Here is a 13,701-nt window from a genome sequence, read left to right on the forward strand (position 1 = left end):
CTTAATGCTCGCGCAGTGCGCGCCGGTACTGTATTGCTTCCGCAACATGGGCTGAACTGATGTGATCTGCACCAGCCAGATCGGCAATCGTACGCGCGACTTTCAGCACACGGTGATAGGCGCGGGCCGACCAGTTAAATTTGCTCATGGCATTTTTCAGCAACTGATCTGCATTCCCATCCGGGCGGCAGTAGGTATCAATTTCTGTGGTGGAAAGTAAATTATTGACCTTGCCTTGCCGCCGTTGCTGGCGTTCAAATGCGGCTTCTACCCGCTGCGCCACGACTGTGCTGGATTCTCCGCTTGCTTGTTTCAACAGATCCTCGTGCGGTAGTGCCGCTACCTGAATCTGTAAATCGATACGGTCCAGCAAAGGGCCGGAAATTTTATCCTGATAACGAGCGATAATATCCGGCGTGCAACGGCATTTGCCATTACTGTGGCCGAAGTAGCCGCACGGGCATGGATTCATGGCGGCGATGAGCTGAAAGCGGGCCGGAAAGTCTGCTTGCCGGGCAGCGCGGGAAATAGTGATGTGCCCGGATTCCAGTGGTTCACGTAATACTTCCAGAACCCGTCGATCGAACTCTGGCAGTTCATCAAGAAATAAAACACCCTGATGAGCCAGTGAAATTTCGCCCGGACGTGGCGTACCACCGCCACCAACCAGTGCAACGGCGGAGGCTGTGTGGTGTGGTGCACGAAAAGGGCGCGATTTCCATTTATCGATAGAGAAACCCGACGTCAGGGATTGTACTGCTGCTGATTCCAGTGCTTCCTGATCGGTCATGGATGGCAGTATTCCCGGGAAACGGGCAGCCAGCATCGATTTTCCTGTCCCGGGTGGGCCGACCATCAGTACCGAATGATTCCCGGCAGCGGCAACCTCAAGTGCACGTTTTGCTTGCAACTGGCCTTTGACTTCGGAAAAATCAGGGTAGGTGCGACGTTGCATTGCGGCCTGTGGACGATGCCTCTGCAGCTTGTTTTCTTCGTCAACGGCGGCGAAGTGCGCACAAACCTGAAGCAGGGAGTCGGCCGGATAAATCGCCGCATCCGTTACCAAAGCAGCTTCATCGGCGTTGGCTCTGGGTAAAATAAATGCGGGTTCTGTGTGTCCGTCAGCTGTGCTTTTGCAGATCGCGAAGGTCATCGCCAGTGCACCACGGATGGGGCGTAATTCACCCGACAATGATAATTCGCCAGCGAATTCGTATTGTGCGAGTGCGTCTGCGGGTATCTGTCCGGATGCTGCCAGTATGCCTAAGGCGATAGGCAAATCGAAACGGCCGGATTCTTTGGGCAAATCTGCCGGCGCCAGATTGACCGTGATTCTTTTCGCTGGAAATTCAAAACGGGCATTTTGTAATGCTGCTCTGACGCGGTCCTTGGACTCTTTTACTTCAGTTTCCGGGAGACCAACGATAGTAAAAGCGGGCAACCCATTCGCCAGATGGACTTCCACCGTCACTTGTGGAGCATCCATCCCATTGAGTGCGCGACTTTTAAGTACCGCCAGCGACATATCCGGAGCGCCCTGTTATTCCGTTATCTGTGCTTCTAAAGCCGCGACACGTGCTTCCAGCGCTTCGAGCTTAGTGCGTGTCTTGGCCAGTACTTGTGCCTGTATATCAAATTCTTCCCGGGTGACCAGATCCAGTTTAGAGAAACCCTGAGTCATGATGGCTTTGACGTTTTTTTCTATGTCTTTGGCTGGAGAGTTTTCCAGCGCCTGACTGATTTTTGCCTGTACATCACTGAAGAAATTTTGCTTATCCATCATATCCCTGCCTGTATTTGTGAGTGAGTTTGCGATTGCACATTACTAGTGCGAAAAAAGTGCAGCCATAAAACACATTGCATATCCCGCGTCAAAACGGTGCGAGATGGAGCGCCAGTATTTTATTTACCACTTCGCTATTAAACGGAAATCATAGCGTAAAGCTGCGGATGTGCCCACCAGCGTATTCATTTGATTGTATTCCTATACCTGATTGTTATACCTCTTTGACTGCATTACAGACAGGCTGTATGTGAAAAAGTACAGTTGGCACGACTTCTGCTAATAGTGAAGCGTTCGTAACTTTTCGAAGTTCATTTCCTGCAAGGCCACGAACGATCTTCTGGCTTTGCGTACCGGTGGTTGATGAAGTGAGTTCAGTCCAGTTTCTTATACAAATCGATGTTTACTATATATAAACAAGGGGAAGCATAATGAAAAAATCAGTACTCGCCGCTGCAGTGACCGCAACATTGTTAAGTAGTTTCGCTTACGCAGATGAGCCAAAACCAGACAATGAATTGAGTTTTAACGTTGGCGTTGCCAGTGAATATCGTTATCGTGGGATCGCGCAGACACGCCTGGATCCAGCATTACAAGGTGGCGCTGACTACACTCACAATCCTAGCGGTTTTTACGCCGGTACGTGGTTATCGACCATTAAATGGGTAAAAGATGCCGGTGGTAGCGGTGATGTTGAGTGGGATATTTACGCCGGTAAAAAAGGCGAGATCACCAAAGATATCAGCTATGACGCCGGTGTCCTGACCTATGTGTATCTGTCCAATGGTTTGGATAAGATTCCGGGTTTTGTTGATGCGAACACGACTGAAATCTATGGTCAGATCGGTACTGGTCCTGTGTACGCGAAGTATTCTCACTCCGTGACAAATTTGTTCGGCTTTGTGAATAGCAAAAACAGCGGCTACCTGGATCTGGGGGCAAACATTGAGTTACCGGATGCGTACACGCTGAATTTGCATGTCGGCCGCCAGATGATTAAAAACAATTCGGCGTCTTCGTATAACGACTGGAAAGTCGGCGTGACAAAAGAATTCTTTGGTGTGAACTTCAGTCTGGCCGCAGTCGGTACTAATGCAGACAAAAAACTGTATGTCACACCAGCGGGCAAATTTACCGGCAAGACCACCTTGTTGTTGACCGCCGTAAAAACTTTCTGAAATGAGAGAACAACATGAAACTGATTACTGCCATTATTAAACCGTTTAAGCTCGACGAAGTCCGTGAAGCTTTATCAGAAATGGGTGTGCAAGGAATTACTGTGACTGAGGTGAAAGGTTTCGGTCGTCAGAAAGGGCATACCGAGTTGTATCGCGGTGCCGAGTATGTCGTCGATTTTTTGCCAAAAACAAAAATTGAAGCAGCCGTGGACGATGCGATTGTGGATCGTGCAATTGAAGCGATTGAAAGCGCTGCACGTACCGGAAAAATCGGTGACGGCAAGATTTTCGTCTATGACTTGCAACAGGTTGTGCGTATTCGTACCGGTGAAACCGGCAACGACGCACTCTGATCCGCACACTAGGGAGTTCATATGAAAAAAGTACTGAAGAGCATGCTGGTTGCGGGAGCATTTCTCGCCTCCATAGGGATGACAGCGACGGCGTGGGCTGACGATGCTCCAGCCAAAGCAGATGCCATTGCCGCATCTGCAGTCGCCACCAGTGCCTCGGCACCAGCCGTGACGGAGGCTGCGGCTGCTTCGGCGGCGGCACCAACTGCACCAACGGTAGCTCCAGCCGCAGCGGCCGCTTCTACGGCAGATGCTGCACCGGTGGCAGCAGCACCCGTGCCAAATAAAGGCGACACTGCATGGATGCTGGTTGCTACCTTGTTGGTGATTCTGATGACGTTGCCAGGTCTGGCATTGTTCTATGGTGGTCTGGTTCGTTCTAAAAACATGTTATCGATATTGGTGCAGGTTTTCATGATTTTTGCCGTGATCATCGTTTTATGGTGCATCTATGGTTATTCGCTGACCTTTACCGAAGGTGGTAAGTTTATCGGCTCGTTCGACCGTCTGTTCCTGAAAGGGATCTGGGATCCTGCTAAGGCGACCTTCTCCACTGCCGCAACATTCAGCAAAGGCGTTGTGATTCCTGAGTTTGTGTATGTCGCGTTCCAGGCAACTTTTGCCGCAATCACTTGTGCGCTGATCATCGGTGCATTTGCTGAACGTGCGAAATTTACAGCGGTCTTGTTGTTCGTCGTGCTGTGGTTCACGTTCAGCTATCTGCCAGTCGCCCACATGGTCTGGTTCTGGACTGGTCCTGATGCGATTAAAGACGCAGCAACGCTGGCAACAGAAACAGCCAAAGCGGGTTTCCTGTTCCAGAAAGGTGCGTTGGATTTTGCTGGCGGTACAGTGGTACACATTAATGCCGCAGTTGCTGGTCTGGTTGGTGCTTTCCTGATCGGTAAACGTGTTGGTTACGGCAAAGAATCGATGGCGCCGCATTCTCTGACGATGACCATGATAGGTGCGTCTTTGTTGTGGGTGGGCTGGTTTGGTTTCAATGCTGGTTCAGCATTGGAAGCAGGCGATATCGCAGCGCTGGCATTCATCAATACTTTGCTGGCAACTGCAGCAGCGACAGTATCCTGGGTCTTTGGTGAATGGATGTCTAAAGGTAAGCCATCCATGCTGGGCGGCGCATCTGGTGCGGTTGCTGGTCTGGTTGCGATTACACCAGCATGTGGCTTCGTTGGACCGATGGGTGCGTTAATCATTGGTTTGCTGGCAGGTATTGTCTGCTTGTGGGGCGTGAATGGTCTGAAACGTCTGATCGGTGCGGATGATTCTCTGGATGTCTTCGGTGTGCACGGCGTCGGCGGTATTCTCGGTGCTTTGCTGACAGGCGTATTTGCTTCGCCATCCTTAGGCGGTCAGGGTATTTTTGATTACGTTGCTAACAAAATGTCTGCCGATCCTTATTCCATTATCGATCAGGTGACGACACAGGCAACAGCGGTCGGCGTCACCATTCTGTGGTCGGCAGTGGTTTCCGTAATCGCGTACAAACTGGTTGATCTGGTGGTTGGTTTGCGTGTCCCTGAAGATGAAGAACGTGAAGGTCTCGATATCACCAGCCATGGTGAGTCTGCCTACCACTCTTAATGCAGGAATGAAATTGTTGTAGTAAAGCTAGTATCCTCAGTGCATGAAACAGAGCGCATGCGACTGATTTACAAGCGGTTTGGCCACACAGCCAGACCGCTTTTTTTTGTTTGTAAAAGATGAAAAACGATGGTGTCACGCTGCAAAAAAAAACACCGGCAAATGTGCCGGTGTTTTTGATTCGAATGAAGTCTGCTTTTTATTTTGCTTCAGCAGGACGAACGTAAGTCCACAGGCGGGCAAGATCAGCAGCGCCATCTGTACCCTGAATGGATTTGAACACTTCCAGCGCTTTATCGCGATTGCCTGATTGCAGGTAAGCCATACCGAGGTGAAGTTTTGCTTCTTCCATCGATTTCAGACCACCCTTGGCAATGCCTTGCTCCATCAGTGCAATGCCTTTTTCTGCCTGTGCATTGATCACGTAGTTGTAACCGATGTTCACCAGGCCTGTGCCTGTTTTGGCATTTTTAGCAGAAGTCTCACCGGCATCCAACGTTTTAATATCTTCTGCCGCTTGCTTGTACACGCGATCACGCAATTGCTTATGTTTCGCAGCTTCTTTTCCTGTGCCCAGCAAACCAGAAGCGTAGCCAGCGTCTATCGTCGTTTTTGCTTCTGCTGGCAAACCTGCGAGCAAGGCCAGCTCGGCCATTTCTACGTATTGTCCGGCATCATCGATATTTTTTGTGACTAACAGCAGGCGGTACAAGTCAAGACGCAGGCGATCAGAGAAACCTGGTTTGTGTTCAGTACGGTAAATCAGATCACCCCAGTATTCTCGGGTCGGATAGTGCTGAACCACGCGCTCTAATACTGCCGCGTAACCAGCGGTATCTTTCAGTTGCTGGTAGCTACTGGCCAGCAGACGCAGATTTTCTTCCGATGGAATACGCTTTGCACTTTCATCTTCGGCCAGCATGACGTTCAGTTGCTTGATTGCGCTGTTGAAATCATTTTTCAGATAGTAGCCGCGGGCCACCATATTTTTGACCTGCGCATTGCTGTTATCTTTTTCGAGATAACGTTTTGCCCACAGGATGGCCTGATCATATTTTTTTTCGTTGTAATACGTACCGGCAAGGCCCTCGATCAGACGCAGTTTTTCAGCATCTTTCAGAAATTCTGAACTGACCATTCCCTCAAATGCTGTCGCCAACTGATCGGTATTGTTGGTACCGGAAGCAATGACCGCATTCAGGCGATGCAGAGCAAAGGTTTCATAGGCAGTTTTGTTCTCAAAGGCATTCAGTTCATTCACTTTATCCTGCGCTTCTTTGTACTGCTTTTTCTCAAGCAATTCCTGGACTTCAGTTAATGGTTTCACCATTTCTTTACGAACAACAGACTTTTTGGCCAGTTCCGCAGCTTTGTCGGCCGCTTCATCTGCATGCGCTACGCCAGCGGTGACTGGGGCAATGCCTGTGCCGAGTGCTGCAAACATCATCGCAGCGAACAGAAAAGAGATTTTTTTCATGAAATATCCGGTAAAAAATGAACATGACCGCATGGACACGGTTATTACTTAGCATCACTCTCAGCCATTCATTTTGTCTGGCTGTGGATGGGGCGAACAGCGAATTATAACTGAGCCTGCGATCGTGCTCACCACTTGCAGCCGGTATCGACGACAGTGCTGACGGCGAGCGGAATAATCGCCAGCAAACCCACGCCTGAATAGGCTTTCAGGCAGTCTTTACGTTCGGCTTTTTTGGTGCCGTCGGCCAGCTTCTGTTCAAAACCCTCGTCACGTCGATGACTTTGCTGGATTTTTTCTATGGTTCCGGCTTGGCGCTGTTTGTCGATCGCTAATGCGGATCGTTTCAAATCGTCCAGATTCAGGCGCGGTTCTTCGGCGCTGGTGACGGCTGGCGTGCTGACGCTTGCGTTACTCTCTGCGGCAGGATTCAGCGTGATCGCATTGGCCTTTTCAGGCGTTTTATTGAGCGGTATGGGATTGATGCGTTTCGGTGCTGTCGGCAGATTTTTTTCTGGCGGCGCTGAACTTACTTCGGGAATGCGCGGTGTTTGTAGGTCAATCAATTGCAGATAACGCATTTCGTTTGCTTCGGTGCGACCTCTTATCCAGTGCTGATGTTGCCAGCCGAGCCACAAGACACCATGTACCAATAACATCAGCACCAACGCGACTGCGCGGCGGGTGAAGGTCAGGGGTTTGTGCAGCTGAAATTGCATGGCATTTCCTGTTGCATTGAACATGGCACTCAGACCAGCCGCTTTTAATAAAAGTTCAATAGTCTTATATACCGGGGGGAGTATCTGTGAAGTTGCCTCTGAAGGTCAATTAATATAAAGAGAATTCTATGTTGATGGGTGATACTCCCCCATTTTTAAGATGTGCGGTGTTGCACCAGTATCCAGGGCTTGACTACGACCGTCCATAATTCCAATTCATTTTCCAGCCAGACTTTGGCTTGCTCATCGCTGACTTTATACAAGCGGCCTGTACTCAGGAGCGACTGAATTTCGGATGCATTATCGTTTGCCATGTGCAGCGCAACTTCGACTAAATCGAGATCCGGTGCAATGGCAAGCACGTTACCGGAGGCAAAATGTTTAAGGAGTTCGCTCCAGGGAAAAAGCGCTGTTTCCTGATTGATTTTTGTACGCAGAGGGTCGGTAGCAGAAGACATAAGAATGGAAAACGGTAAAAAATATTTAGAAATGCGATTCAGAAATGTGCTTCAGAAGTATGGTTCAAAAGTATGGCATCAGCTCGGGTGTCATGATACCTAAACTGTCGCTGTGTCGGCACCATCGTTTGAAACACCGCATCAGGAGATGATATGAACCTGGCCTTTCAGCATTTCGGTCAGCTCATCGATAAACGAGGTGATCTGTTTTTCTTTCATGCTGAGCTGCATTTGTGTGGATTCGGTGTAGCTGACCTCAAGCACTTGCGCCTGATATTTTTCAATCAAGCGCCGCACCTGAGATTCATCTGCAAATGCAATACTGAACATGATGTCTGCCATCGTTTCGACGGCGATCAGTTGCGCAGTTTTAAATGCATCGGAAATTGCCTGTCCATAGGCGCGCGTCAATCCCCCGGCACCTAATTTGGTACCGCCCCAGTAACGGACAACCACCGCAAGCACGTTGGTGACATCTTTGTGTACCAATACGTTGTACATCGGTTTGGCGGCGGTACCCGATGGTTCGCCATCGTCATCCAGACCTGAGTCGCCTGTACAAACCAGCGCCCAGCAGACATGCACGGCACCCGGATGCTGCGCGCGGATATCCGCCAGACGGGCGCGCGCTTCAACACGGGTGTGCAGTGGATACAACTGACCCAGAAAGCGGCTTTTTTTTATTTCTATCTCCGCGAAAGCGGGTGCTGCCAGTTGATACATGGAATTGACGAAGAAAATGAAGACAGAAACTGAATACTGGAACTGTCAGCAGAAAACGACAGCAGTTTTTGTCAGTGCTTACTATGCGCAGAAGCGCAGCAAAGACCAGCTGCTTTCGTTTATTGAATCACAAAATTAACAAAGAAAATATCTGTCACGCCATCGTGTTCTTTGACGTCGAGTACACGATTAATTCTTTCCTTGATTTCATCGATCAGCTCATTTTTACCTTCGGCGGTCTGAATCTGTGTCGATTCTTTTCCGCTGAGTAACATGATCAATGAATGACGTACGACCGGCATCATCAATTTAACTTTGTCAGCGATTTCAGGTTTCGCTAATTGCAGAGTAATGCCGATTTGCAGATAACGGTCAAAGCTAGATAGATTGACGATGATAGGTTCCAGCGCGGCGGTTGCTGCACCGGCAGACGCACTGGCTTCTTTGCCGCCGGAATTGGCGATCGCATGGCCGGATAACAGCGTGAAAATACAAAAAATGCTGGTGAAAATCGCTTTTGATAAAAAAATGGAGCGTCTGTTATTGGCCATAATGAAATTCCGGAAATCTTGTTTTTATAAGAGGACAGCAATTCGGTGTCTGCTGTCCTCTGGTGCTGTTACACCGTCAGTGGTTTGTAGCGAATGCGCTTAGGTTTGGCACCTTCTTCACCCAGACGTTTTTTCTTGTCGGCTTCATATTCCTGATAGTTGCCGTCGAAGAACGTGACTTGCGAGTTACCTTCAAACGCCAGAATATGCGTCGCAATACGATCGAGGAACCAGCGGTCATGCGAGATCACCATGACGCTGCCAGCGAATTCCAGTAAAGCGTCTTCCAGCGCGCGCAGGGTTTCCACGTCCAAATCATTTGATGGTTCATCCAGCAGCAGAACATTGCCGCCTTGCAGCAGGGTTTTGGCCAGATGCAGACGACCACGCTCACCACCGGACAAATTACCGACGATTTTTTGCTGATCACCACCTTTGAAGTTAAAACGACCCAGATACGCGCGCGATGGCATTTCAAAGCGGCCAACGGTCAGAATGTCAGCGCCATTGGCGACATCCTCAAACACGGTTTTGGTATTGCCCAAATCTTCACGCGACTGATCGACCAGCGAGATTTTAGCAGTCTGACCGAGTACCACTTCGCCGCTGTCTGGTTGTTCCAGCCCTTTGATCATTTTAAACAGCGTCGATTTACCGGCGCCGTTAGGGCCGATGATACCGACGATGGCGCCGGGTGGGATTCTGAAGCTCAGGTTGTCGATCAGCAGGCGATCGCCGAAGGCCTTGCTGACATTTTTAAATTCGATGACTTCGTTACCGAGGCGTTCCGCGACCGGGATGAAAATCTCCTGAGTCTCGTTGCGCTTCTGGTATTCGTGTTCGCTCATTTCATTGAAACGTGCCAAACGCGCCTTGCTTTTGGCCTGACGCGCTTTCGGATTCTGGCGTGACCATTCCAGCTCTTTTTGCAGTGCTTTCTGACGTGCTGATTCGGTCGCTTCTTCCTGTTTCAGGCGGGCTTGTTTCTGGTCTAGCCAGGAAGAGTAATTGCCTTTCCAAGGAATACCGGCACCACGATCCAGTTCCAATATCCATTCCGCAGCGTTATCAAGGAAGTAGCGGTCATGCGTGATCGCTACGACGGTGCCGGGGAAGCGCAACAGGAATTGTTCCAGCCAGTCAACAGATTCTGCATCCAGATGGTTGGTTGGTTCGTCGAGCAGCAACATGTCGGGTTTTGACAACAGTAAACGACATAAAGCAACGCGGCGTTTTTCACCACCTGACAGCACGCCGATTTTGGCTTCCCACGGTGGTAAACGCAGTGCGTCAGCGGCCATTTCCAGTTGCAACTCAACATTGTCACCGGCGGATGCCGAGATGATGGCTTCCAGACGCGCCTGTTCTTCCGCTAAAGCATCGAAATCGGCATTTTCTTCAGCGTAAGCCGCATACACTTCTTCCAGTTTTGCTTTTGCTTCAAATACCTCGCCGAGTGCAGATTCGACTGCCTCACGTACGGTTTGCTCAGGATCGAGTTGCGGTTCCTGTGGCAAATAACCGATGTTCAGGTTCGGCATCGGTACGGCTTCGCCCTGAATGTCTTTATCAATCCCCGCCATGATTTTCAGCAGCGAGGATTTACCTGAACCATTCAGACCAAGCACACCAATTTTGGCGCCCGGGAAGAAGGAAAGTGAAATATCTTTCAGGATTTGACGTTTCGGCGGAACGATTTTTCCGACACGATTCATGGTGTAAACGTAATTAGCCATTATTTCTTTGTTGTTAAATGTAGACAATGCCCGCAAGGATACCTCATGCGCGCCGAGACAAACGTATTTTGCCAAATTTCACATAAATTTGTGCCTCGCATCAAATTTGATTTAGCGCAAATTGCGAGGCCTATCGCAGAACTACACTTCATCCATCAACTTAGACAACCGAGGAAAACAAAATGAAAAAGATCGTTATCGCTCTCTCTTTAGCTGCAATGGGTTTAACAGCAACTCAAGCTATGGCTCAACAAAGCCCATGGCAAGTACGTGCCCGCGCAGTGAACATCAGCCCAGATAATAAATCTGATGCTATCGCTGCTTTGGGAGTTGCAGCAGATGCTATCCACGTCAGCAACAAAACTATTGCTGAAGTTGATATCACTTATTTCGTTACACCAAACTGGTCTGCAGAGCTGATCCTGACTTACCCACAAAAACATGATGTGACATTGAATGGTACTAACATCGGTACATTCAAACATCTGCCACCAACACTGACAGCGCAATACCACTTCGCTCCTGACGCACAAGTAAGCCCATATCTGGGTGCTGGTGTGAACTACACACGTATTTCAGATGTGAATCTGTTAAAAGGTACTGCTGATCTGGACAGCAACAGCTTTGGCTTCGCGATTCAAGCTGGTGTTGATTTCAAACTGGATAAAAACTGGTCTTTGAATCTGGATGTGAAAAAAGTACAGATTCGTAGCGACGTTACTGCGGGTGGTGCAAAAATCAGTAATGTGAAGGTTGATCCATGGCTGGTAGGCGTAGGCGTAGGCTATCGCTTCTAAGCAACAGCAAGTTGTTCTTGTAAAAAAGCCGGTCGGTTGACCGGCTTTTTTATTTGCTGAAATTTTTTCTCAGCATCAGTGGGGTGTGTGCATTGCTGGTTCGCGGACAAGCTGCTCGTAGACTGGACGTGGTGCCGACAGATCTATCGATATTGATGCACGGACTCCGCATGGGTCGTGGTGCCCGCATACGCGAAAAATCAAGCCGGCCTATAATCAGCGCGCTTGATCAGCTTTGATTTCATGCGGCTTTTGTCAGCCATTAACGGAGAACCCCACCATGACGATTTCTATGTATGCAGCATCAGTGCCCGTATTCACCCAAATGCTGGATAGTCTCAGCGAAGTTTTAAAGAAAGCCGAAGAGCACGCGGTAGAAAAAAATATCGCGCCGGAGATTTTATTGCAAGCGCGTTTATTTCCAGACATGTTCGCGTTGATACGTCAGGTGCAGATTGCGGCTGATTTTGCAAAAGGCGTTGCCGGTCGTCTGGCAGAGACTGAATTGCCAGCGTACGAAGACAATGAGCAGACTTTTGCCGATTTGCAGACACGGATAGCGAAAACCAAAGCATTTATCAGTTCTTTAGACGCGGCAAAATTTGCGGGTAGCGAAGAACGTGAAATTATTTTGCGTCCCGGTACACCTAAAGAAAAAAAACTGAACGGCCAAACTTATTTACTGCAATACGGTTTGCCACAGTTCTTTTTTCACGTCATAACGACTTACGCCATTTTGCGCCACAACGGTGTCATGCTTGGTAAAAAAGACTTCATGGGTGCTTATTAATTAAGCAGTAAAGTGAAATTGGAAGAACACCCAGACCTCATTGCGATGATGGATTCAGTTGGGTGTTGTTTTTTTCCGAAAATAATTTTCCAGGATGTGCATTGCCCTATGCGATCCGACAGAGGCATCGGTTTCATTTTCGTATAACAATATCCCGTTTCATCGGAGCCAGCCTGGCGATCAGTTTGTTTTGTACCGACGATGAAATGTTAAGTCTCTCCATCGCGATCTGTACATCTTCTGCCAGGGCATTGAACTGTGCGCTGCTGACATCCTGCCCCTCATGTGTGAGTTTCATATCGTCGCCGCTATAGCGACAGGGGCCGCCGCTGATTTCGCAGAATTGTTCCTTCAGCAATCCGGCCAGCCGTTTCATGTTAACGTCTTTAAACGCTTCTTTGATTCGCGGGTCTTGCAAGACTATGAGTAAGGTGTCGTCAACAATACGGCTGATACCAGCGTCGCTGCCTAGTTCCTCATACAAGCTTCCGCTTGAAGTTTGCGCGGTGGCGGTGCCGCTTAGTCCGCTCAGTACGATTGCCAGCACGATCGCTACAGTGTGGAAAACAGAGTGTCGTTGCATGTTTAATTCCCGACCTGAACTGAGACATACCAGCCGCGCTGGCTTTTAGGATTGAAAACCGTAATGTCACCGAGATTCGCATAAGCGAGTGTCAGCGATATGGTCTTATTCGGAAACCAGGCGACAAATGCATCGTAATAGGCTTTCTCGTCGTCGACACTAAGATTGTTTGGCTTCCGTCGATATTCGAGACCGGCGACTAGCTTACGATTCAGCAGATAGGCAACCGAGGCTTCGGGCATGATCTGGTACTGGTCTTTTTTGTCTCCGCCAAAACCCAGCAACCCCATCTGGTTTGCTTTAGTCAGCCTGAGTGTTCCGTTGACGAGCAAGCTCTGCGCAAAAAATAGTTTGCTCGCGGACGCATAGTAATCGATACCGGTATCACTCTTGGCACCGAGTTGCTTTACATTACTGACGCCGAGAGCATCCAGCCCTTGAACGCCCTGATGACGTTTGACCATGGCACCGATGGCAAGTTGAGGTTTCCAGTTATCCTGATCGGCAATGAGATCACCAGATATTCTGAATTTGATTCCCGCGATGTCTTGTTGCAGTGAAAGCTGATCCAATGGCGCTTTGCTACCGGTAAACTCCTGTTTTCCCAGCGATAATTCGAGCTTGTCAAAAAGCCCGATGGCGACACCATAGCTCTTCAGGCGGTAGTCCTGAGTTGAGAGTACGGTCAGGTAAGCATTGGCGCCATAACTGTCTTCTGTGCCATAGCCAGTAATTAATGCCCATGGCACTATCCCACCTCCGCCTGCGCCTTCCACTTGTCTGACGCCAGCTGTCGCCAGGAATTTACCACTGTCTGGCGCAGCGATCTGTGAATAGGCATTTTGCTGCGTAAACAATAGCAGTACATTGGTGATGAAGAGAAAATGGATCTTGGCTGACATAAATATCCTTCATCCGGGAAACGAATAAGCAAAATTGAAAACAATA

General features: G+C 49.1%; 15 protein-coding genes. 5 read left to right on the forward strand and 10 right to left on the reverse strand.

Annotated features, from left to right (window positions below; all coding sequences use genetic code 11):
* Position 1: 1 nt before the first annotated feature.
* Together KDM87_RS01355 and KDM87_RS01360 are read right to left on the reverse strand one after the other, a co-directional pair.
* Positions 2-1,525 (reverse strand): YifB family Mg chelatase-like AAA ATPase, encoded by a 1,524-nt coding sequence (locus tag KDM87_RS01355; RefSeq protein WP_212677435.1) that lies wholly within the window; start codon positions 1,523-1,525, stop codon positions 2-4.
* A gap of 15 nt (positions 1,526-1,540) precedes the next feature.
* Positions 1,541-1,780, reverse strand: coding sequence for an accessory factor UbiK family protein (locus KDM87_RS01360; RefSeq protein WP_212677911.1), 240 nt, complete (start codon positions 1,778-1,780; stop codon positions 1,541-1,543).
* A gap of 434 nt (positions 1,781-2,214) precedes the next feature.
* On the opposite strand from KDM87_RS01360, the gene KDM87_RS01365 reads away from it, so the two are divergent.
* The 3 genes from KDM87_RS01365 to KDM87_RS01375 are packed head-to-tail and all read left to right on the forward strand — an operon-like array spanning position 2,215 to position 4,919.
* Entirely contained in the window at positions 2,215-2,961 is a 747-nt protein-coding gene (locus KDM87_RS01365; RefSeq protein WP_212677436.1) for a TorF family putative porin, read from the forward strand.
* Positions 2,962-2,975: 14 nt separating this feature from the next.
* Complete coding sequence (locus tag KDM87_RS01370; protein ID WP_186883931.1) at positions 2,976-3,314, forward strand: P-II family nitrogen regulator; 339 nt, start codon at positions 2,976-2,978, stop codon at positions 3,312-3,314.
* Positions 3,315-3,335: 21 nt separating this feature from the next.
* Complete coding sequence (locus KDM87_RS01375) at positions 3,336-4,919, forward strand: ammonium transporter (RefSeq protein WP_329604877.1); 1,584 nt, start codon at positions 3,336-3,338, stop codon at positions 4,917-4,919.
* A gap of 199 nt (positions 4,920-5,118) precedes the next feature.
* Here KDM87_RS01375 and KDM87_RS01380 read toward each other — a convergent pair whose 3' ends face one another.
* From KDM87_RS01380 to ettA, 6 genes are all read right to left on the reverse strand, one after another.
* Positions 5,119-6,396 carry a tetratricopeptide repeat protein gene (locus KDM87_RS01380; RefSeq protein WP_212677437.1) on the reverse strand — a complete coding sequence of 426 codons (1,278 nt, stop codon included), beginning with the start codon at positions 6,394-6,396 and terminating at the stop codon, positions 5,119-5,121.
* Positions 6,397-6,524: 128 nt separating this feature from the next.
* Complete coding sequence (locus KDM87_RS01385) at positions 6,525-7,115, reverse strand: hypothetical protein (protein WP_212677438.1); 591 nt, start codon at positions 7,113-7,115, stop codon at positions 6,525-6,527.
* Positions 7,116-7,270: 155 nt separating this feature from the next.
* The gene (locus KDM87_RS01390; RefSeq protein ID WP_212677439.1) at positions 7,271-7,573 is read right to left on the reverse strand and encodes a DUF2288 domain-containing protein; all 303 of its coding nucleotides are present in this window, start codon (positions 7,571-7,573) and stop codon (positions 7,271-7,273) included.
* Positions 7,574-7,714: 141 nt separating this feature from the next.
* Positions 7,715-8,296 carry an IMPACT family protein gene (locus KDM87_RS01395; RefSeq protein ID WP_212677440.1) on the reverse strand — a complete coding sequence of 194 codons (582 nt, stop codon included), beginning with the start codon at positions 8,294-8,296 and terminating at the stop codon, positions 7,715-7,717.
* Positions 8,297-8,415: 119 nt separating this feature from the next.
* A complete protein-coding gene (locus tag KDM87_RS01400) occupies positions 8,416-8,847 on the reverse strand; it encodes a flagellar basal body-associated FliL family protein (RefSeq protein ID WP_212677441.1) in 432 nt (143 codons plus the stop codon).
* Between the two features lie 68 nt (positions 8,848-8,915).
* Positions 8,916-10,583, reverse strand: a complete 1,668-nt coding sequence (gene ettA, locus KDM87_RS01405) for an energy-dependent translational throttle protein EttA (protein WP_212677442.1) — start codon at positions 10,581-10,583, stop codon at positions 8,916-8,918.
* Between the two features lie 182 nt (positions 10,584-10,765).
* Between ettA and KDM87_RS01410 the strand changes: the two genes are divergently transcribed.
* Both KDM87_RS01410 and KDM87_RS01415 read left to right on the forward strand, forming a co-directional pair.
* A complete protein-coding gene (locus KDM87_RS01410; RefSeq protein WP_212677443.1) occupies positions 10,766-11,380 on the forward strand; it encodes an OmpW/AlkL family protein in 615 nt (204 codons plus the stop codon).
* Between the two features lie 280 nt (positions 11,381-11,660).
* Entirely contained in the window at positions 11,661-12,170 is a 510-nt protein-coding gene (locus tag KDM87_RS01415) for a DUF1993 domain-containing protein (protein WP_212677444.1), read from the forward strand.
* Positions 12,171-12,303: 133 nt separating this feature from the next.
* Here KDM87_RS01415 and KDM87_RS01420 read toward each other — a convergent pair whose 3' ends face one another.
* Positions 12,304-12,753 (reverse strand): group I truncated hemoglobin, encoded by a 450-nt coding sequence (locus KDM87_RS01420; protein ID WP_212677445.1) that lies wholly within the window; start codon positions 12,751-12,753, stop codon positions 12,304-12,306.
* A 2-nt stretch (positions 12,754-12,755) separates the two neighbouring features.
* The gene (locus KDM87_RS01425; protein WP_212677446.1) at positions 12,756-13,655 is read right to left on the reverse strand and encodes a DUF3034 family protein; all 900 of its coding nucleotides are present in this window, start codon (positions 13,653-13,655) and stop codon (positions 12,756-12,758) included.
* Positions 13,656-13,701: the final 46 nt, after the last annotated feature.

The organism is Cognatundibacterium rivi (assembly GCF_018139565.1).
GTDB classification, from domain to species: domain Bacteria; phylum Pseudomonadota; class Gammaproteobacteria; order Burkholderiales; family Burkholderiaceae_D; genus Undibacterium; species Undibacterium rivi.

Bases quoted from the DNA above. Each gene is read 5' to 3' on its own strand.
- KDM87_RS01355 (WP_212677435.1), bottom strand. From the start codon at position 1,525: ATGTCGCTGGCGGTACTTAAAAGTCGCGCACTCAATGGGATGGATGCT.
- KDM87_RS01360 (WP_212677911.1), bottom strand. From the start codon at position 1,780: ATGGATAAGCAAAATTTCTTCAGTGATGTACAGGCAAAAATCAGTCAG.
- KDM87_RS01365 (WP_212677436.1), top strand. From the start codon at position 2,215: ATGAAAAAATCAGTACTCGCCGCTGCAGTGACCGCAACATTGTTAAGT.
- KDM87_RS01370 (WP_186883931.1), top strand. From the start codon at position 2,976: ATGAAACTGATTACTGCCATTATTAAACCGTTTAAGCTCGACGAAGTC.
- KDM87_RS01375 (WP_329604877.1), top strand. From the start codon at position 3,336: ATGAAAAAAGTACTGAAGAGCATGCTGGTTGCGGGAGCATTTCTCGCC.
- KDM87_RS01380 (WP_212677437.1), bottom strand. From the start codon at position 6,396: ATGAAAAAAATCTCTTTTCTGTTCGCTGCGATGATGTTTGCAGCACTC.
- KDM87_RS01385 (WP_212677438.1), bottom strand. From the start codon at position 7,115: ATGCAATTTCAGCTGCACAAACCCCTGACCTTCACCCGCCGCGCAGTC.
- KDM87_RS01390 (WP_212677439.1), bottom strand. From the start codon at position 7,573: ATGTCTTCTGCTACCGACCCTCTGCGTACAAAAATCAATCAGGAAACA.
- KDM87_RS01395 (WP_212677440.1), bottom strand. From the start codon at position 8,296: ATGTATCAACTGGCAGCACCCGCTTTCGCGGAGATAGAAATAAAAAAA.
- KDM87_RS01400 (WP_212677441.1), bottom strand. From the start codon at position 8,847: ATGGCCAATAACAGACGCTCCATTTTTTTATCAAAAGCGATTTTCACC.
- ettA (WP_212677442.1), bottom strand. From the start codon at position 10,583: ATGGCTAATTACGTTTACACCATGAATCGTGTCGGAAAAATCGTTCCG.
- KDM87_RS01410 (WP_212677443.1), top strand. From the start codon at position 10,766: ATGAAAAAGATCGTTATCGCTCTCTCTTTAGCTGCAATGGGTTTAACA.
- KDM87_RS01415 (WP_212677444.1), top strand. From the start codon at position 11,661: ATGACGATTTCTATGTATGCAGCATCAGTGCCCGTATTCACCCAAATG.
- KDM87_RS01420 (WP_212677445.1), bottom strand. From the start codon at position 12,753: ATGCAACGACACTCTGTTTTCCACACTGTAGCGATCGTGCTGGCAATC.
- KDM87_RS01425 (WP_212677446.1), bottom strand. From the start codon at position 13,655: ATGTCAGCCAAGATCCATTTTCTCTTCATCACCAATGTACTGCTATTG.